General features: G+C 59.7%; 21 protein-coding genes. 12 read left to right on the top strand and 9 right to left on the bottom strand.

The features are described 5' to 3' along the window. Positions 1-81: 81 nt before the first annotated feature. From JFT63_RS25080 to JFT63_RS25060, 5 genes are all read left to right on the top strand, one after another. The gene (locus JFT63_RS25080) at positions 82-975 is read left to right on the top strand and encodes a LysR family transcriptional regulator (RefSeq protein ID WP_198844963.1); all 894 of its coding nucleotides are present in this window, start codon (positions 82-84) and stop codon (positions 973-975) included. A gap of 167 nt (positions 976-1,142) precedes the next feature. After that, on the top strand, positions 1,143-1,325 hold the full coding sequence (locus JFT63_RS25075) for a type II toxin-antitoxin system HicA family toxin (protein WP_178921000.1): 183 nt from the start codon (positions 1,143-1,145) through the stop codon (positions 1,323-1,325). A gap of 22 nt (positions 1,326-1,347) precedes the next feature. After that, the gene (locus JFT63_RS25070; RefSeq protein ID WP_186561158.1) at positions 1,348-1,758 is read left to right on the top strand and encodes a type II toxin-antitoxin system HicB family antitoxin; all 411 of its coding nucleotides are present in this window, start codon (positions 1,348-1,350) and stop codon (positions 1,756-1,758) included. A 139-nt stretch (positions 1,759-1,897) separates the two neighbouring features. Continuing rightward, positions 1,898-2,398 carry a methylated-DNA--[protein]-cysteine S-methyltransferase gene (locus JFT63_RS25065; RefSeq protein ID WP_057701206.1) on the top strand — a complete coding sequence of 167 codons (501 nt, stop codon included), beginning with the start codon at positions 1,898-1,900 and terminating at the stop codon, positions 2,396-2,398. Between the two features lie 111 nt (positions 2,399-2,509). Then, on the top strand, positions 2,510-2,926 hold the full coding sequence (locus tag JFT63_RS25060; RefSeq protein WP_057701207.1) for a low affinity iron permease family protein: 417 nt from the start codon (positions 2,510-2,512) through the stop codon (positions 2,924-2,926). A 53-nt stretch (positions 2,927-2,979) separates the two neighbouring features. Here JFT63_RS25060 and JFT63_RS25055 read toward each other — a convergent pair whose 3' ends face one another. From JFT63_RS25055 to JFT63_RS25040, 4 genes are all read right to left on the bottom strand, one after another. After that, positions 2,980-3,507 (bottom strand): DUF4142 domain-containing protein, encoded by a 528-nt coding sequence (locus JFT63_RS25055; RefSeq protein ID WP_057701208.1) that lies wholly within the window; start codon positions 3,505-3,507, stop codon positions 2,980-2,982. Positions 3,508-3,625: 118 nt separating this feature from the next. After that, positions 3,626-4,267, bottom strand: a complete 642-nt coding sequence (locus JFT63_RS25050) for a LysE family translocator (RefSeq protein ID WP_186561156.1) — start codon at positions 4,265-4,267, stop codon at positions 3,626-3,628. A 47-nt stretch (positions 4,268-4,314) separates the two neighbouring features. Further along, positions 4,315-4,731, bottom strand: a complete 417-nt coding sequence (fos, locus tag JFT63_RS25045; protein WP_186561155.1) for a fosfomycin resistance glutathione transferase — start codon at positions 4,729-4,731, stop codon at positions 4,315-4,317. A gap of 15 nt (positions 4,732-4,746) precedes the next feature. Continuing rightward, the gene (locus JFT63_RS25040) at positions 4,747-5,664 is read right to left on the bottom strand and encodes a LysR substrate-binding domain-containing protein (protein ID WP_442963721.1); all 918 of its coding nucleotides are present in this window, start codon (positions 5,662-5,664) and stop codon (positions 4,747-4,749) included. Positions 5,665-5,741: 77 nt separating this feature from the next. Between JFT63_RS25040 and JFT63_RS25035 the strand changes: the two genes are divergently transcribed. Then, positions 5,742-6,218 carry a DMT family transporter gene (locus tag JFT63_RS25035; RefSeq protein ID WP_198844961.1) on the top strand — a complete coding sequence of 159 codons (477 nt, stop codon included), beginning with the start codon at positions 5,742-5,744 and terminating at the stop codon, positions 6,216-6,218. Here JFT63_RS25035 and JFT63_RS25030 read toward each other — a convergent pair. Both JFT63_RS25030 and yiaY read right to left on the bottom strand, forming a co-directional pair. After that, positions 6,190-6,864 (bottom strand): NAD(P)H-binding protein, encoded by a 675-nt coding sequence (locus JFT63_RS25030; protein ID WP_198844960.1) that lies wholly within the window; start codon positions 6,862-6,864, stop codon positions 6,190-6,192. The genes JFT63_RS25035 and JFT63_RS25030 overlap by 29 nt on opposite strands. An 87-nt stretch (positions 6,865-6,951) precedes the next feature. Next, positions 6,952-8,100: an L-threonine dehydrogenase gene (gene yiaY, locus JFT63_RS25025; protein ID WP_198844959.1), complete on the bottom strand. Its 1,149-nt coding sequence runs from the start codon at positions 8,098-8,100 to the stop codon at positions 6,952-6,954. Between the two features lie 123 nt (positions 8,101-8,223). Here yiaY and JFT63_RS25020 point away from each other — a divergent pair, with 123 nt between their 5' ends. Then, positions 8,224-9,240, top strand: coding sequence for a DUF4917 family protein (locus JFT63_RS25020; protein ID WP_057701215.1), 1,017 nt, complete (start codon positions 8,224-8,226; stop codon positions 9,238-9,240). A gap of 19 nt (positions 9,241-9,259) precedes the next feature. Here the strand turns inward: JFT63_RS25020 and JFT63_RS25015 are convergent, their stop codons facing one another. Continuing rightward, positions 9,260-9,787: a helix-turn-helix domain-containing protein gene (locus tag JFT63_RS25015; RefSeq protein ID WP_057701216.1), complete on the bottom strand. Its 528-nt coding sequence runs from the start codon at positions 9,785-9,787 to the stop codon at positions 9,260-9,262. Positions 9,788-9,947: 160 nt separating this feature from the next. Between JFT63_RS25015 and JFT63_RS25010 the strand changes: the two genes are divergently transcribed. From JFT63_RS25010 to JFT63_RS24990, 5 genes are all read left to right on the top strand, one after another. Then, positions 9,948-10,730, top strand: coding sequence for an aldolase (locus JFT63_RS25010; protein WP_198844958.1), 783 nt, complete (start codon positions 9,948-9,950; stop codon positions 10,728-10,730). A 28-nt stretch (positions 10,731-10,758) separates the two neighbouring features. After that, complete coding sequence (locus JFT63_RS25005; RefSeq protein ID WP_198844957.1) at positions 10,759-11,631, top strand: dihydrodipicolinate synthase family protein; 873 nt, start codon at positions 10,759-10,761, stop codon at positions 11,629-11,631. Between the two features lie 186 nt (positions 11,632-11,817). Beyond that, positions 11,818-12,357, top strand: a complete 540-nt coding sequence (locus JFT63_RS25000) for an RNA polymerase sigma factor (RefSeq protein WP_057701219.1) — start codon at positions 11,818-11,820, stop codon at positions 12,355-12,357. Continuing rightward, positions 12,354-13,322 (top strand): FecR family protein, encoded by a 969-nt coding sequence (locus tag JFT63_RS24995; protein ID WP_057701220.1) that lies wholly within the window; start codon positions 12,354-12,356, stop codon positions 13,320-13,322. The genes JFT63_RS25000 and JFT63_RS24995 overlap by 4 nt, the downstream gene beginning before the upstream one ends. A 127-nt stretch (positions 13,323-13,449) precedes the next feature. Continuing rightward, positions 13,450-16,008: a TonB-dependent receptor gene (locus JFT63_RS24990; RefSeq protein ID WP_198844956.1), complete on the top strand. Its 2,559-nt coding sequence runs from the start codon at positions 13,450-13,452 to the stop codon at positions 16,006-16,008. A 105-nt stretch (positions 16,009-16,113) separates the two neighbouring features. On the opposite strand, the gene JFT63_RS24985 is transcribed toward JFT63_RS24990, so the two are convergent. Then, positions 16,114-17,331, bottom strand: coding sequence for a class I SAM-dependent methyltransferase (locus JFT63_RS24985; RefSeq protein WP_198844955.1), 1,218 nt, complete (start codon positions 17,329-17,331; stop codon positions 16,114-16,116). 120 nt (positions 17,332-17,451) lie between these two features. Continuing rightward, complete coding sequence (locus JFT63_RS24980; protein WP_198844954.1) at positions 17,452-18,069, bottom strand: TPM domain-containing protein; 618 nt, start codon at positions 18,067-18,069, stop codon at positions 17,452-17,454. Positions 18,070-18,118: the final 49 nt, after the last annotated feature.

Genomic DNA, 18,118 nt, shown 5'->3' with positions numbered 1-18,118 from the left:
TATTTCGTGCGGCCTTTATAGAATGGCTGGCGTGTCTTTAACCAATACCGAATTCCGACCGATTGATACCCAAGGACCAGGATGCTCGACCTACGCAAGCTGCGTTACTTTCTGACGGTCGCTGAAGAGCTGCACTTCGGCCGCGCGGCACTTCGCCTGCATCTGGCGCAGCCGCCGCTGACACGGCAGATTTCTGCGCTGGAGGCCGAGTTGGGCTTCAAGCTGTTTGACCGCACCAGCCGTACAGTCACCCTCACCGCCCAGGGCCGTGCATTCCTGCCCTATGCCCGCGGTGTGTTGGAGCAAGTAGAACTGGCGCAAGTGATTGCCGGTAAATTGGCCGCCGGCACCGCGGGCCAATTGGCGCTGGGATATGCCAGCTCAATTGCCCTGTCGGACCTGTTCAGCCAGGCGATCCAGGCATTCGCCCAGCGCTTTCCCGAAGTGCAATTGACCCTGGTGGAATGCGCCTCCGGCAGCTTGGGCGCCCAGGTGGCGGACGGACGCCTGGATATCGGCTTGAGCCGGCTGTGGCCGCAAAGCGCCGAGGTCCAGGCGTTATCGCTGGGCGAGGAGCGCTTGGTGGCCGCCGTCTCCAGCGACAGCCCATTGGCCAGCCAAACCATGCTCAGCGTGGCGCAACTGAGCACTTATCCGCTGATTCTGTTTCCGGCCGATTATGGGTCTGGCTTGAACCAATCCATTGAGCAACTTTACCGACACCACGGCCAGCCGCTGCGCCCCGGGCCGACCGGGCGACAGATCACCTCCATTATCGCCCTGGTGGCGGCCGGGCAAGGCGTGGCGCTGGTGCCGGAATGCACCCAGAGCTTGATGAACAAAGGCGTAACGTATCGGCCGATGCAGGAAGCGGAGGCATGTGCGCAGTTGCTGGTACTTACCCCAACGTCAGAAAGAGGCGTATTGGTGGACGCATTTCTGGGGGTACTCGGGGAGGCATTCCACATCCGGTAATACCGCGAAAAATCCCGCAATACGTCTCGGCGACGCCATTCCACGGGCCTCATACACTTCATTCAACCGCTACCGAAATACCGGACATCGACCGTCGGTAGGTAGAGTGTTGATAATTTTTTTTCAGTAGTTATAGTCACCACCAACACACACCACAAGGAGGTGATGTGGATAGCCGATACTTGATAGGTCACATCGTTGCAGACGGTTGGTATCTGGTGCGCATCAGGGGTAGTCATCACCACTTCAAGCCCCCGACAAAGCCCGGACTGGTCACGATTCCTCATCCTAAAAAGGACCTGTTGGATAAAACCGCCAAGAGCATTTTGAAACAGGCTCTGCTGAGTTAACCGGCCCTGGAGGGCAACACATATGCTTTATCCCATCGCAATTTCAACGGGCGACAAGGACCATGCCTGGGGCGTGGAAGTCCCGGATATTCCTGGTTGCTATTCCGCCGGCGATGACCTGGACGACGCCATGGCCATGGCTCGCGAAGCCATCGAGGGGCACTTCGAAATCCTTGCAGAAGATGGCGCGCCGATCCCCAGCGCTCAGAAAGTCACCTTGCATGCCGCCAACCCACAGTACGCAGGCTGCACCTGGGCGGTGGTAGACATCGACGTCACCAAGTACCTGGGCAAGGCGCAAAAACTCAACATCACCCTGCCGGGGTATCTGTTGAATCGTATCGATGACTATGTACTGAATCACCCGGAAGAAAAAAGCCGCTCGGGGTTTCTGGCCTCGGCCGCACTCAAGGTATTGCAACAGGCTCGATAATCGCGGCGGAGCAAAACCGAAGGGTTTACTGGAACAGTCAGTTGAAAAGAATTTGACCGCAAGAAACGTAGTTTCCCGACCGGCTGGCGGAACTAGAGTAGCGTCATCCCCATTAATCGCCTGTTCGAGGAGCCCGCTCATGACCTACCAATTCAAGCTCATGCCTTCCCCTGTCGGTGAACTGACGCTGGTGGCGCGCAACGGCAAACTGAGCGCCATTTTATGGGAAGTGGAACGCGCGAACCGCGTGCGCCTGGGTCAATTGGTCGAGGCCAACGACAGCCTGATACTGCTGGAAACCCAACGCCAGTTAACGCAATACTTCGCCGGAACACGTAATCAATTTGAGCTGGAGCTGGATTTCGCCGGTACCGATTTTCAGAAACAGGTTTGGCGGGCTCTGCTGACAATTCCCTTCGGCGAAACGCGCAGCTACAGCCAGATTGCCCAACAGATCGGCAACCCCAAGGCTGTACGCGCAGTCGGTGCGGCGAATGGGCGTAATCCAATCTCAATCATCGCCCCCTGCCACCGAGTGATTGGCGCATCAGGCAGCCTGACCGGGTTTGCCGGCGGGTTGCAGGCCAAGCAGTATTTGCTGGCGCTGGAAGGCGCAGGTCAGGCAGAGCTGGCGTTCTAACTTAAAAGGCGACCGAACCCTACAGCGCTGGGCAGCGAGACAATTGTTAAAAGAAATTTCAGAGAGGTGCCGTGGTCAATGATTTATCACCTCTTCACAAAGGAAACGGTAATGAAATTTTCCACAGTCTCCCAAACCCTGTCGCGCTGGGCGGGCAGCCCCCGAACCTTTTACACAGCGGTGGCGCTGATCCTGATATGGGGCCTGAGTGGGCCCTATTTCCACTATAACGACACCTGGCAACTGATCATCAATACCTCGACGACCATTATCACGTTCCTGATGGTGTTCCTGATCCAGAACACGCAAAACCGCGACAACGATATCCTGCATATCAAGATTGACGAGCTGCTGCGCGTGTCCAAAGATGCCCAGAACGCCGTGCTCAGCCTCGATGGCCTGGACCGCAAGGAGCTGGAAAAGCTTCGCCAGGAATACCGCAACATTGGCAGCGCCAGCAGCCTGAGTGTGAACAACGGTTGCGCTGACAACGCGGCGCCGGCCAAGACTGACTTGAACCAGGCATAAAAAAACGGCGGTTGGGATAGCTCCCACCGCCGTTTTCATTTCAGGTGACGGTCTTAACCGTCACCTTGGTGACCCTTGCCATAGGTAGATGCCAGGGCACGGGCTTTTTGCAGGCGCTCCTCAAGCTTGGGCAGCGTCTCATCCACCAGCGCTTTTATCTCCGGCACATCCGACGCGGCGCCTTCTTTCTTGAACAGGGCGATGGCGTCTTCACTTTCCTTGACCTGCTGGGCTGTATAGGCGGCGTCAAAGGAGTCGCCGTCCTTGAGTTCAGGCATCAGAGTTTCGGCTTTATCGACGATCTTTTCCCTTGGCGCGACCGGCAAATCGAGCTTCTTGGCGATGGCGGCCAAGTGCTGATTGGCCAGGGTGCGCTCGTTGATGACCTCGATGGTGTAGTCCTTGATCTCTTGGGACGAGGTCTTGGCGTGGGCCATGCGACTGGTTTCGATATCGGCCATACCTTTGGCCGAAGCCTGCTCGATAAATTCAGCAGGCGACTGGGCGAAAGCATTGCTGGCGCCGAGGCCCAGCAGCATCGCGAAACTGGCGGTGCGTAACCGGATAGCCATGCGGCTCATGATGGGTTCCTCCAGAGCAAAAATAGGTGCGGGGATCTACACCCGCCCTGAATTCGAATTTTCAGAGCCACAAAGGTTTCGAAAAAACCTGCCAGTGCGACGAACGGTTGTCTTTACCTCACGCCGACTTGTTTGCGAACAAGCCCGGCAATGCGTGCGCCAGAGCATTAATGGCAAAGCCGATGAACATCACGCCGCAGAGCCTGGTGATCAGAATTTCATGGCGCTGATACACCGTACGCACTCGTTGGGCGCCGACCACACCGATCAAAATCCCATAGGCCAACAAGCCGCCTACAAAGCTGAGGAATATCAACGTCGGCAGCATCGACCACGTCAACAACTCGGCACGGCTGGACAGCAATGCGGTGAAGGTCGCCACGGCAACCGGGTAAGCCTTGGGGTTGGTCAAGCCAAACACAATGCCATGCCAGAATGGGTGGCGCGCCGCGCCCTGAGGCGCATCGCTGCTGCGACGCTGGGTACGAATCGCACGCCAGCCGAGCCAGAACAAATACACACCGCTGAGCACACCCAATACATCGAACGCACTGCTGCCGACTTCGCGCGCACCGACGATGGCAATAAGCGCAGTGCTGCACCACACCACATCGCCAAGCAAATGCCCACACAAAAAGCCCGCACCGGCACGCCGGCCTCGGGCCGCACCGATGCCGAACACCGCCAGGACGCCAGGGCCCGGGGTAATGCCGTAAATAAAACCCGAAGCCAGTACGGCGAGCAGCAAGGATAGGGTCATAAATAGACGCTCCGACGGACACTTAAAGATGATGGATTCTGCATGTTTCAGTGCGGTGGGTAAAACTTCATTCCGGCATAGGGCTTGGCACGACAGGCTTGCAGGCGCGAGGCCAGATCGCCGACATGCACCTCCAGTTTGTGGCCGTCGGGATCGAGGAAATAAAACGACGCGCCTTCGCTGCGGTTGTCACGCCACTCCGGCACGCCGGCGGCCCGCAGGCGTCCGACCAACGCGGTGAAATCAACAGCATCGACGGTGAAGGCGTAATGGGTGTAGTCCACTGCCTCAGTGGTCGAGCGCATCGGGTCCAGCGACACGCACAGCCAAAGCCCGGGCAATGAAAGGTACGCACCGTTATCCCAGGTGGCATCGAGTTGAAGGCGCAGCAGATCGTGATAAAAACTGACGCTGCGCGGCACGTCGGTGACGGCCAGGGTCAGGTGGTTGAAGCCGGTCAGCATTCAGGTTTTCTCTTATTATCGGTGATCATCGGACAATACACCGCGCACTCGCGCAATCAACCACTGTAACCCAGCATCCCCACCCCGCCGCATATGCCAGGCCAGCTCAAAAGCAAACGAAGGAATATGAAACGGCGGTGGCACGGTCAGCAACTGTTGATGATCGATATTCAGTAAACCCCGGGACGACACCGTCAAAATCAGGTCCGTACCCTTGATCAACTGCGGCGCCACGCCCCAATGCGGCAGGCTGATTGCCACATGCCGCCGTTCACGAATTGCAGACAGTGCCCGTTCGATTTCCGGCGTGCCACTGCCGCGCATTTCCAACAGCACATGGGGGCGTGACAGGTAAGTCGGCAGGTCCAACACACCGCCGGGTGCAAGGCTGTGGCGGTCGACCAGGCAGGTGTAATGCTCTTCGAACAAGGCCGTCGTACGCAGTTCAGCGGGCATGTCGGGGAATACGCCAGCCGCCAGGTCGAGATCGCCATTGAGCACGCCATCAACCATGCCTTCGCGGCTGGCCTGGATGATCTGCAGGTCGATGCCAGGCGCTTCATTGCGCAGGATGCGAACCAACCCGGGTAGCAGGATCGCCGCGCTGTAGTCTGACATCGCCACGCGAAAGCGGCGCTTGGCCGAGGCGGGGTCAAAACGATTCGGCGCCAACAATGCCTGCACCTGGCCCAGCGCTTGGGCCAATGGCGCTGCCAACTCCAGGGCACGAGCCGTGGGTACCAGCGCGCCGCCCTGACGCACCAATAGCGGGTCGCCAAGCATATCGCGCAGCCGCGCCAACGCGTGGCTCACCGCCGGCTGGCTCAGGTGCAGGCGCTCGGCGGCGCGGGTCACATGGTGCTCACTGAGCAAGGCGTCCAGGACCACCAGCAGGTTAAGGTCGATGCGGCGCAGTTCATTCATCAGATGCATGGTCGACATAAGAACTTGGAATTTAAATTTGCGTGACGAATAGCCTAGAGTCCAGCAAAACTTCTGGGAGCGTGAAGATGAGCGTGTTGCATTGGGTGGGTTTGTTAGCGCTGGCGGTGATCGCCGGAGCCGTGGTGCCGTTTCAAAGTGCGATCAATGCGAACCTGGGGCGCGGGCTCGGCCACCCATTGTGGGCCACGCTGGCGTCGTTGTTAGTGAGCATCATCGTGCTGCTGCCGGTGATTATCGCCCTGCGCCTACCCTTGCCGAGCCTGACGTTTATCGCCAAGACACCGCTGTGGATGTGGGCCGGTGGCGCCTTTGGCGTGTGTTTTATTTCACTGGCGTTGATGCTGTTGCCCAAGCTCGGCGCGTCAGGGTTTATTGCGTTGGCAATGGCCGGGCAGATTCTCGCGTCGTTGCTGCTCGACCACTTCGGCCTGTTCGGCCTGGTGCAACGCCAACTGACAACGCCGCGAGTGTTGGGCGCGTTGCTGCTGATCGGCGGCGTGGCGTTGATTCAGTTCAGTGGCGCTCAGCAGCCAAGCGATTGATCTGGGCCTGCTCCACCACCGGCTGCGGCGCGCCCTGGCTCGCGGCCTGCAACATTGCCCGGCCAACAGCCTCGGTACTCACCACCCAAGCCGGTTTTACCCGCCGCACAAACGAAAGCACCGGCCCCAGCACACTGTAGAAAGCTTGATACAAGGGCGTCTTTGAGCGCACGCCGTGCAACGGCTGGATGATCCCCGGACGGAACAGATACACCGCCTTGAACGGTAGACGCAGCAAAGCGTTTTCCGTCTTGCCCTTGACCCGTGCCCACATCGACTTGCCCGTCTCGGAACTGTCCGTGCCGGTGCCGGACACGTAGATGAACGTCATCTGCGGATTAAGCCGCGCCAGCGTGCTGGCAGCCACCAGGGTCAGGTCATAGGTGAGGTGGGTGTACCGGGCTTCGTTCATGCCCGCCGACGATACGCCGAGGCAAAAGAAACACGCATCAAAACCTTGCAGCAGGTTTTCCAGGGGTTGGAAGTCGAGCATGTCGCTGTGCAGCACCTGATGCAGCTTGCCATGTGCCTGTGTCAGGGGCGTGCGGCCGACGGCGACCACTTCCTGCACATCCGCCGCGAGCAGGCACTCGCGCAGCACGCCCTGGCCGACCATACCGGTGGCGCCGAATAACAGAACTCTCATTAGGGAACCTCAGCGGCACGCCGCAAACTTGCTCAAGTGGAACGTGTTGAGCGTGTAGCTTAACGCTTGCCGCCGGAGGCTGCCCCATCAAAACGCGCTACGAAATATCTCTTCAATCTGGCGCTGATCCGCCCGACGTGGGTTGCTCAACCCGCATGCGTCCTTCAACGCGTTGGCAGCCAGCACCGGGATGTCCTGCAACTTGGCACCCAGCTCACGCAGGCCCGCGGGGATTTCCACGTCCTGAGACAGCCGGCGTATTGCCGAGATGGCGGCCTGGGCGCCCTCCTCCACGGTGATGCCCTTGATGTCCGCGCCCAGGGCACGGGCCACGTCGCTCAAGCGCTTGGCGCTGACGCTGGCATTGAAGCTTTGTACGTGAGGCAGGAGCACGGCGTTGCAAACGCCATGGGGCAGGTCGTACAGACCGCCCAGTTGGTGCGCCATGGCATGCACAAACCCCAGAGACGCGTTGTTAAATGCCATACCGGCGAGGAACTGTGCGTAAGCCATGTTTTCCCGTGCGGCCATGTCATTGCCGTCGCGCACCGCCAGGCGCAAGTTGGCACTGATCAGCTCGATGGCCTTGATCGCACAGGCGTCGGTGATCGGTGTGGCGGCGGTGGACACGTAGGCTTCAATGGCGTGGGTCAGCGCATCCATCCCGGTGGCGGCGGTGAGGCTCTTGGGCATACCAACCATCAGCGCCGGGTCGTTGACCGACAGCAGCGGCGTGACGTTACGATCAACGATGGCCATTTTCACGTGACGGGTTTCGTCGGTGATGATGCAAAACCGCGTCATCTCGCTGGCGGTGCCGGCGGTGGTGTTGATGGCGACCAGTGGCAGTTGCGGCTTGCTCGACTGATCGACGCCTTCATAGTCGCCGATGCGTCCGCCGTTGGTTGCGCACAGAGCAATGCCCTTGGCACAGTCATGGGGCGAACCGCCGCCCAGGGACACCACGAAATCGCAGGCCGTCTGTTGCAACAGCGCCAGCCCCTTCTCGACGTTTTCTACCGTGGGGTTGGGCTTGGCGCCGTCGTAGATCACCGAGTCAATATCCTGCATCGCCAACTTCTCGGCGATCAGGCTCGCCACACCGGCTTTGGCCAGGCCGGCGTCGGTGACGATCAAGGCTTTACGAAAGTGGTAGGCGCGAATGGCGGTCATGGCTTCGTCGAGGCAGTCGCTGCCCATGATGTTGACGGCGGGGATGAAGAATGTGCTGCTCATGGTCGATCCTCAGAGGCTTTATGCCGACAGAATCCACCGGTACCGCATGGCGCATCTTGATCAGGATCAACGCCGGCTCGTGATAAAGTCACCCCCCAGCCGATTTCGAGTAGACCCGCCGCAATGAAGGATTTCCAGGATATTGACGCCCACCTTGAAGACTGGAGCGCCCTGCGCGACACCGTCGACTTCAGCGGGATTCTGATCGGCAACGGCGCCAGCCGCACGATCTGGGAAGACTTTGCCTACGACTCGTTGTTCGAAAACGCCCGCACCGTGGAAGAAAAGCCCCTGAGCCAATCCGAACTCAGCGTGTTCGATGCCCTGCAAACCCGCAGTTTCGAGCAAGCCCTGGGCGCCTTGAAAACCACCAGCCGGGTCAACAAGGCCCTGGCGGTCAGTTCGGCGGCGCCGCGTAATCGCTACTACGCAATCAAGGAAGCGCTGATCAACACCATCCACACCGTCCACATCCCGTGGCGACTGGTGCAGCCATCGACCCTGGCGACGATCAACGCTGAGTTGGCACGCTACGCCACCGTCTTCACCAGCAACTACGACTTGCTCAACTACTGGGCAATCCTGCACACGCCAGGGATCGACGACCTGTTCCGCAGCGCTGATTCAAGCTTTGATCTGCGCAATACCCACACCGACACCACGCGCATTCTCTACCTGCACGGCGGCCTGCATCTGGTGCGCAACCTTGACGGTACGGCGCGCAAACTGCCGTCCACCGACAGCACTTTGCTCAGCAGTTTTGCGATCAACAACACGATCAAGACCCTGGACGATGTGCCGCTGTTTGTCAGCGAAGGCAAGGTTGAGGAAAAGCTCAAGAGCATTCGCAGTTCGGATTATCTGTCGTTCTGTTATGAGCAGTTGCTGACCCATACAGGCGCGTTGTGCATTTTCGGCCATGACCTGGGGCCGCAGGATAAGCACCTGGTGGATGCGATTCGCCAGGCCGGCATCACCACCCTGGCAATCTCGGTGTCGGGGCGCACTGAGGGCTTTATTCGTCAGCAGAAGCAGCGGTATTCACAGCTGTTTGAAGGGACTGGGGCGCAGTTGAAGTTCTTCGCAGCGCGCACGCATCCGCTGGGTAATCCGGCGCTTTCAGTCCCGGTCGAACACTGATTTCACATACTGATCGCGGTCATTCTTCCGCGCTGTGCACCACCACCAGCAACTGCGCCTGCACCTCCCCCACCGAGCGAATCCGGTGGGGTTTCTGCGCATTGAAATGCAGCGCGTCACCGCGCTCCAGCAGCACGCGCTCGCTCATGAAATCCACTTCCACCTGGCCTTCATGGACGAACAGAAACTCTTCCCCCAAGTGCTCCTTGAAGGTCTTGTCGGTGAACTCCGCCGGCGGGTAGATGATAAACGGCAACAAGCTGCGTTCACTGACTTGATGGGCAAGCACCGCGTAACCCGGCGACGTGTCGGGCCGTTCATGGCTGCGCACCAGGCTATAGCTGTCGAGGCTGACCTTGTCTTCGCTGAACAACTCTTCGACTTTCACGTTCAGGGCCTTGGCCAGTTTCAGCGCAGCGGCAATGGACGGCGTGTTCAGCCCGCGCTCCACCTTCGACAGGTAACTCTTGGTCATCCCGGATTTTTCGGCCAGGGATTCCAGGGTTACGCCAAGTTTTTTTCTCAATAATTTCAAACGGATAGACATTTGCTGCGGTTAATCCATGCAGAAAGCGATGAGCCGTGCTTGCCAATGACACAAAGTGTCATATAGCATCTTTAGTGTCATTTGCATGTCCCCAACGACCTTGCGAGCAGCGGGCGAGCAGCAAATCCGACGTCCATTGAACCACCCAAAGGACACCGATATGGCCAAGACATTAGCACTCCCAAAAGACCAACTGGTCAAGCAAGCCCTGAGCCAGATGCAAAACAGCCTGGCAGATAATACGTGGACCGAGCGGCAAAAGCTGGCGCTGACCTGCCGAATTCTGTTCGAACACGGCCACGATTCCGGCCTGGCCGGGCAAATTACCGCACGGGGGCCTGCACCGGGCACCTACTACACTCAGCAACTGGGCCTGGGTTTTGATGAAATCACCGCCAGTAACCTGCTGCTGGTCAACGAAGACCTGGAAGTGCTCGAAGGGCATGGCATTCCCAACCCGGCCAACCGCTTTCACACCTGGGTGTACCGCGGGCGCCCGGATGTAAACTGCATCATCCATACACACCCCACGCACGTTGCCGCGCTGTCGATGCTGGAAGTGCCGTTGCAGGTGTCGCATATGGACCTCTGCCCGCTGTATGAAGATTGCGCGTTCCTGCAGGCCTGGCCCGGCGTACCGGTGGGCAATGAAGAGGGGGAAATCATCACCACGGCGCTGGGCGACAAACGCGCCATTCTGCTCTCGCACCATGGCCAGTTGTCCACCGGGGCCAGCATCGAAGAAGCCTGCGTCATCGCGCAGTTGATCGAGCGGGCGGCCAGGTTGCAGTTGCTGGCGATGTCCGCGGGCACCGTCAAGCCGATCCTGCCGGAGTTGGGGCGCGAGGCCCATGACTGGATTTCCAAGCCCAAGCGCCACGGCGCCGCGTTCAATTACTACGCGCGGCAAAACCTGCGTAAACACGCCGATTGCCTGAACTGATCGCCCCCTTTTTGACCGGAGTTTTCCCATGTCCAATCCAACTATTCACGGCATCATCGGCTACACCATCACCCCGTTCAGTGCTGATGGTCAGCGTGTTGACTTCGACGCCCTGGGGCGTTCCATCGACCGCTTGGTCGACAGCGGCGTCCACGCCATTGCGCCGCTGGGCAGCACCGGCGAAGGCGCTTACCTGAGCGATGCCGAGTGGGACGATGTCAGTGCCTACAGCATCGAAAAAGCCGCCAAGCGCGTGCCGACCATTGTCAGCGTGTCCGACCTGACCACCGCCAAGGCTGTGCGGCGTGCCCGTTATGCCGAGGCGCACGGCGCCGATGTGGTCATGGTGCTGCCCGCCTCATACTGGAAACTCAGCGACGCGCAAATCCTCGCCCACTACGCCGCGATCGGCGACAGCGTCGGCGTGCCGATCATGCTCTACAACAACCCGGCCACCAGCGGTACCGACATGTCGGTGGATTTGATCCTGCGCATCCTCAAGCAGGTCGACAACGTGACCATGGTCAAGGAGAGCACGGGCGACATCCAGCGCATGCACCAGTTAAAACTTGAGAGTGACGTGCCTTTCTACAACGGCTGCAACCCGCTGGCCCTGGAAGCCTTCGCGGCCGGTGCCAAAGGCTGGTGCACCGCGGCGCCGAACTTGATCCCTCAGCTCAACCTGGACTTGTACCAGGCAGTGCTGGCCAATGACTTGAACAAGGCACGCGAGCTGTTCTATCGGCAGTTGCCGTTGCTGCAATTTATCCTCAAGGGCGGCTTGCCGACGACGGTCAAGGCCGGGTTGCGCCTGACCGGGTTGGAAGTGGGGGATCCACGGTTGCCGGTGTTTCCGTTAGACGAGGCAGGGATCGAACAACTCAAAATACTTCTGAAATAACACCCTGCTCGCGAATCACGCCAGCGATAACGCAGCACCTCGGGTGTTCGTGTCGCCTATTCGTTTTTCGCGAGCAAGCTCGCTCCTACAGGTGATGAAAGGGTGCACATTAACAGAGACAAATAACAATAATTCTCGATATCATTCACGACTTTTCCACGCCGTGCTTCGTCAAGAAGGATATCCATGTCTCGTCCCAAGCCCGACCCGTCGTCGGCCGATGCCTGTCGCGGGTTTTATGCAGATATTCTGTATTTCCTGCGTAAACGCACGGACAACGCCAGCGACGCGGCAGACATGACTCAGGATGTCTTTACCCAGTGGCTGGGCTACCGCGACCGGGCCAAGGTCGAGCAGCCACGGGCGTTCCTGTTCCAAATGGCGCGCAATCTGCTGCGCGATCACTGGCGCAAACAGAAGGTACGGCACACCGCCCATCCCGACCACGCCGCAATGGATATCGAGCCGGTCACCGACGAACAGCACGACCCCATGGCTGCCGCCCTTCGCCTGCAACGCCTGGAACAGTTGAAAGAAGTCCTCGCCGAACTCTCGCCCCGCCGGCGAGAAGCCCTTATGCTGCACCGCTTCGAAGGCTTGAGCCAGGCACAGATCGCCGAACGCATGGGCATCTCCACCAGCATGGTGGAAAAGCACATCGCCCTGGCCCTGCTGCATTGCAAGCGACGCCTTCAATCCGACCCCGGCACGGAGCAGCCAGAATGAACCGCCTGAGCGACATCGACGCCCTGGACAGCCAAGCGAGCGACTCCATCGACGCCCAAGCCGCCAGTTGGTTTGCACGCAACCGCAACGCTGCCAGCCGTGCCGACCGCAAAGCCTTTGCCGCCTGGCAGGCGGTGCCGGCCCATGCGCGTGCCTATGCCGAATTCGAACAACTGTGGGCCGACCTCGCCCAGTTGCAGCAACTGAACAAAGCGGTACCACTGCCCAAACGCAAGCTCAGCCTCTGGCGCCCGGCCCTGGCGGTGGCCGCTGCCCTGCTTTGCGCCGTGCTGGCGACACACATCGGCGCCCCCCGCGAGCTGTATCACACCCAGGTCGCAGCTCATGCCAAAGGTATGCGCACCATGCACCTGCCCGATGGCAGCACCCTGTATGTGAATGCCAACACCCAGCTTCGCGTGGACTTCAGCGCCCATCAACGGGTTCTGCATCTGGACAAAGGCCAGCTGTATATCGAAGTGGCGGCGGACAAGGAGCGGCCACTCTACGTGCAAGCCGGCGAGTCGATCATACGGGTGGTGGGCACTGGTTTTGACGTGCGCCGCAGCCAGCAGCAACTGGTGGTGAGCGTCGCCCATGGTCAGGTGGCGTTCGAACCGGACAGCAAAAGCGCCATCACCCTGCTCGGCGCCCGGCAACGTGCCGCTTACAGCTACGCCAAAGGCACCCTGCAACAACAAACCCTCAGCGCTGAAGAAGTGGCTGATTGGCGCAGCGGGCATCTATCGTTTCGCAACCGCGAACTGGCCAGCCTGATCGACGAGCTGAGCCTGTACCGTCCCCAGCCGCCGTTGCAGGTCAGCAAGGCCGTGGCGCAACTCAAGGTGTCGGGCAACCTGGATGTGAATGACCCCGATGCACTGCTCAACGCCCTGCCCGCCCTGTTGCCGGTAAAAACCGTGGTCTTGGCCGATGGCAGTGTGAGAGTCGAGCCGAGCAAATAGCCTTAACACTGCACACATGAGAATATTTTGCATTCGCATGTGTGGTTTTTTTGGCCTGCCCCGTCTTCCTCCCGTCCGTGTTTGATACGCACACCTTTTTGGCTATTTAGCCGCCCCGGGGGATTTCATGTTTCGCGCGCCTTGCCACGCTTCGCACCTGTTTGTTCGACCCACGCTCCTGGCCACGTGCCTGGCCTTCAGCCTCAACGCCCAGGCCGAGTCGTTCACGCTGCACCTGCCGGCCCAGTCACTGGCCACGTCCCTGAGCCAGGTGGCACAGCAGGCGAAAATCCAGCTGCTGTTCGATGAAAGCCTGCTCAAAAACCTGAAAGCGCCGGCACTCGACGGTGACTACAGCGCAGAAGTGGCCATTCGTTCGCTGCTGAAAAACGGCGAGTTCACCCTGATCAAGGTCGGCAGCACCTACGTAGTGCGCCCCGATGAGGGCAAGGCCACCAGCAGCGCCGCGATCCAGCTGGACACACTGAGCGTGATCGGCACCGGCAACGAAGTGAACGCCAGCACCGTCAACCGCTCCACCCTGACCCAGGCCGATATCGACCGCTACCAGTCCAATAACATTCCCAGCCTGTTGCAGACCCTGCCCGGCGTCAGCCAGGGCGGCTCGCTCAAACCTGGCGGGCAGACCATCAACATCCGTGGTTTCGGCGATGCCGAAGACGTGCCGATGACCGTCGACGGCGCCACCAAGACCGGCTTTGAGCGCTACCAGCAAGGCACGGTGTTTATCGAACCCGAGCTGATCAAGCGCATCGAAGTGGAAAAAGGCCCCAACTCGCCGTTCACCGGCAATGGCGGCTTCGGCGGCACCGTCAACATGATCACCAAGGACGCCCCGGACCTGCTCCAGGACGGGCGCAACAGCGGCGCGATGCTCAAATACGGCTACTCCAGCAACGACCATGAACAGGTCTACAGCGGTGCCGTGTATGGCCGCACCGACGATGGCCGTTTTGACGCCCTCGCCTACCTGACCCAACGGGACGGCGGCGATATGAAGGTAGCCGCCAAGTTACCCAACGACAACAACGAGTACCCGATCAACCCTCAGCGCCTGCCCAACAGCGCGCAGGATGTGGACGGCAAGTTGTTCAAGGTCAATGCGTATTTCACCGATGAGCAGAGTGTCGGCCTGTCGTACTCGCGCTCTCACAGCAACCGCTGGACGCCGTTTTCCGCCGCGAGCTACCCGACGCCGCCCACCCAGTTCAACATCGACCGCTACGGCTACGAAGGTGCGTTGAAGCGTTTCCTCGCGCACCGCGACACGGTCGACACCACCTGGTCTGGCAAGTATCACTACCAGCCGCTGGATAACCCGCTGGTAGACCTCACCGTCAAATACTCCCAATCCAACACCGAACAGACCGACGAGCGTGACGCCACCGCGTTTTTCCAACTGGCCACCGGCGGGCGCAAGATGGACACCGCCTACACCGACAAGCACCTGGACATCCGCAACGTCAGCCTCTTCGACACCGGGCCCTTGCAGCACGCGGTGACCGTCGGCGGGCAGATCCGCAAGCACACCCGCGAAACCGAAATGTGGATGCCCGGCAGCACCTACAACACCCCGCGCTATAACTACGGGCACTTCCAGCCAGGCTTTATGCCCCACGGCAAAGTCGACACCAACAGCTTCTTCATCCAGGACGCGGTCACCCTGGGCGACGTGACGATCACGCCGTCGCTGCGTTATGACCACGTGCGCAACCGCGGCGAGGGCAACGATGCGCCCTACTACAACAACCCCGACCCCGCGGTTGGCCACGACTACAGCGACCGCACCTACACCGGTTGGTCGCCACGTCTGGCGCTGTTCTGGACCGTGACCCCGAATGTCGGGCTGTTTGCCAACTGGAGCCAGACCTGGCGCGCGCCGGTGATCGATGAACAATATGAAGTACAGGGCCTGGGCAGCCGTACCGCGACCAGCGTGGACCTGGACCCGGAGCGCATCACCTCGATCACCCTGGGCAACATCACCAACTTCGACAACCTGTTTGCCCAGGACGATAACCTGCAACTGCGCACCACCTTGTTCCACAACAAGGTCGAAGACGAAATCTTCAAGGCCACCGGTGTGGGCTGTCAGAACCAGGCCATCAACGGCGGCAGCATCGCTTCAGCGTGCCCGCCGGGGCCCATGTCCAACTATCGCAATATCGGCGGCATGACCATCAAGGGTGTCGAACTCGAATCGATCTATAACTCCACCTACCTGTTTGGTTCGGTGTCGTTTGCTTATGCCAAGGGCCAGCACCAGGGCGCCTACACCAACCCCTGGGGCCCGGACGTGGCGGCGCGGGATATCCCGCCGACCAAATGGGTGCTGGTACTGGGCACCAACATCCCGGCCTGGGATGCTCAGGTGGGCTGGATGGGCCAGTTCATCGGTGCCACCGACCGCTTGCCCAGCGACAAATACTCCGGTGGCCCAGGCTCCGGCGTGGGTGATTCGTTCTTCGACCAGTATGGCAACAAGCGCTACAACACCCAGGGCCTGTTCGCTAAATGGAAACCGCAGCAGGCTTACCTCAAAGGCACCGAGGTGAACTTCACGGTGGACAATCTGTTCAACAGTAACTTCCGCCCGGCCTTGAGTGGCGACCGCGCCTACACCAAGGGGCGTGATGCGAAGATCAGCGTCACACGCTTCTTCTAACCACACACGCATTCCAACTGTGGGAGCTGGCTTGCCTGCGATAGCGGTGGTGCAGCCACCATGGTCATCGCAGGCAAGCCAGCTCCCACAGGGACCGCGCCCATTTCAGGCCAGGTAGCCATCCCCGCGCAACAGGGTTTCCAGGCAATGCTCGGTGATGTGATAGAACGCCTTGAGCTCCTGGATTTTTGCCAATAGCTGCGCGTTGTCCACAGGCTCGGCACGTTTGACCGCCAGGATCATCTTGTTCTTGTTCGTGTGTTCCAACGAGATGAACTCGAACACCTTGGTCTCATAGCCGCAGGCTTCAAGGAACAATGCACGCAGGCTGTCGGTGACCATTTCTGCCTGCTGGCCCAGGTGCAGGCCGTATTGCAGCATCGGCTTGAGCAACGCCGGACTCTGGATCTGCAGGCGGATCTGTTTGTGGCAGCACGGCGAACACATGATGATCGACGCACCGGAACGGATGCCGGTGTGGATCGCGTAGTCGGTGGCGATGTCGCAGGCATGCAAGGCAATCATCACGTCCAGCTCACTGGGCGCCACGCTGCGTACATCGCCGCACTTGAATACCAGCCCCGGATGCTCCAGGCGCGCAGCAGCGCTGTTACACAAGGTGACCATGTCTTCACGCAACTCGACACCGGTGACCTCGCCCTCGGCCTTGAGGGTATTGCGCAGGTAATCGTGAATGGCGAAGGTCAGGTAGCCCTTTCCCGAACCAAAATCGGCGACGCGCACCGGTTGGTCCAGCTTCAACGGCGACGTTGTCAGCGCATGGCTGAACACTTCGATGAACTTGTTGATCTGCTTCCACTTGCGCGACATCGATGGGATCAGCGCCTGCCTGGCGTCGGTCACACCCAGGTCGGCGAGGAACGGCCGGCTCAGGTCGAGGTAGCGGTTCTTCTCACGGTTATGCTCGGCCGACGGTGCTTCGCGCAGTTGTTGCGGTTTGCTTTTGAACAGTGAGCTTTTGTTCTTCTTGCTGTATTCAAGCTGGGCTTCGTCGGTCAGCGACAGCAAATGCGCGTTCTTGAACGACGCAGGCAACAGCTCGGCAATCGCCGCTACGCCGTCGGCCAAGGGGAAATTCTTGGTGATATCGCGGGTCTTGTAGCGGTACACGAAGGACAGGCACGGCTGGTCCTTGACGGTGACCGGCTTGATGATCAGCCGTTGCAGCTCGGCCTCTTCACCGACGTACTTGGCCAGCACCAGCTTGATAAAGGCGTTTTGCGCAAGGCTGGTGCTCAGCAACTGGATGAACTGAGCGTGATGATCCGGCGCAGGGCTGGCGGGTTGAGCGATGACGGACATGAACAAAAACGCCTCGGGCAAAGAATGCCGGGCATTTTAGGGGGGATAACCCTCAACGGCACGGAGTTATTTGACCAATGGTCAGTTCCAGCAGCCACATTTGGAACTGAGTTGGCAGGGTTATTCGAGTACCACCAGGCGATTGGGCAGCTCATTGCGCGTTTGCGTCACCGGCACATGCACCTTGAGCAACTCCCCGCACGCCTCGATGCAGGTAATAAACCCGGCAAGCGTCTGCCCCTGTTTGACCTGCTGGGTAAATGCTTTGACGATGGCGTCCCAACTGCTGTCATCCAGGCGTTTGGAAATGCCGTCATCGACGAGAATCTCGACGTAGCGTTCCGCCTCGCTGACAAATATCAGCACGCCGGTGCTGCCCAGCGTGTGGTGCAGGTTCTGCTCCAGAAACTGCCGACGCGCCAGGTTCGAGGCACGCCAGTGGCGAACGGAACGGGGAATCAGGCGGGTGGTGACCTTGGGCAAACGAAACACCAGGCACAACACAATGAACGTCGCCCATTGCGCCAACAGCAAGGTGTACATGGTCAGGTAACCCGACAAGTAATGCACCACGCCCGGCACCACCAACGCGATGAGGCTGGCCCACAGCAACGGGATGTACGCGTAATCGTCGGCACGCGCCGCCAGCACGGTCACCAGTTCTGCATCGGTGGTTTTTTCGACCCGGGCAATCGCTTCGGCGACTTGGCGCTGCTCATGTTCAGTCAGTAATGCCATGGTTGTAGATGCTCTTTTCTCGTTATTGTCATTACCAGCCGCCCGAAGC

It is taken from the genome of Pseudomonas sp. MF7453 (genome assembly GCF_016405455.1).
Taxonomy (GTDB): domain Bacteria; phylum Pseudomonadota; class Gammaproteobacteria; order Pseudomonadales; family Pseudomonadaceae; genus Aquipseudomonas; species Aquipseudomonas paralactis.
The sequence above is the reverse complement of the archived record's forward strand: the minus strand, read 5'-3'. Positions and strand labels throughout refer to the sequence as shown.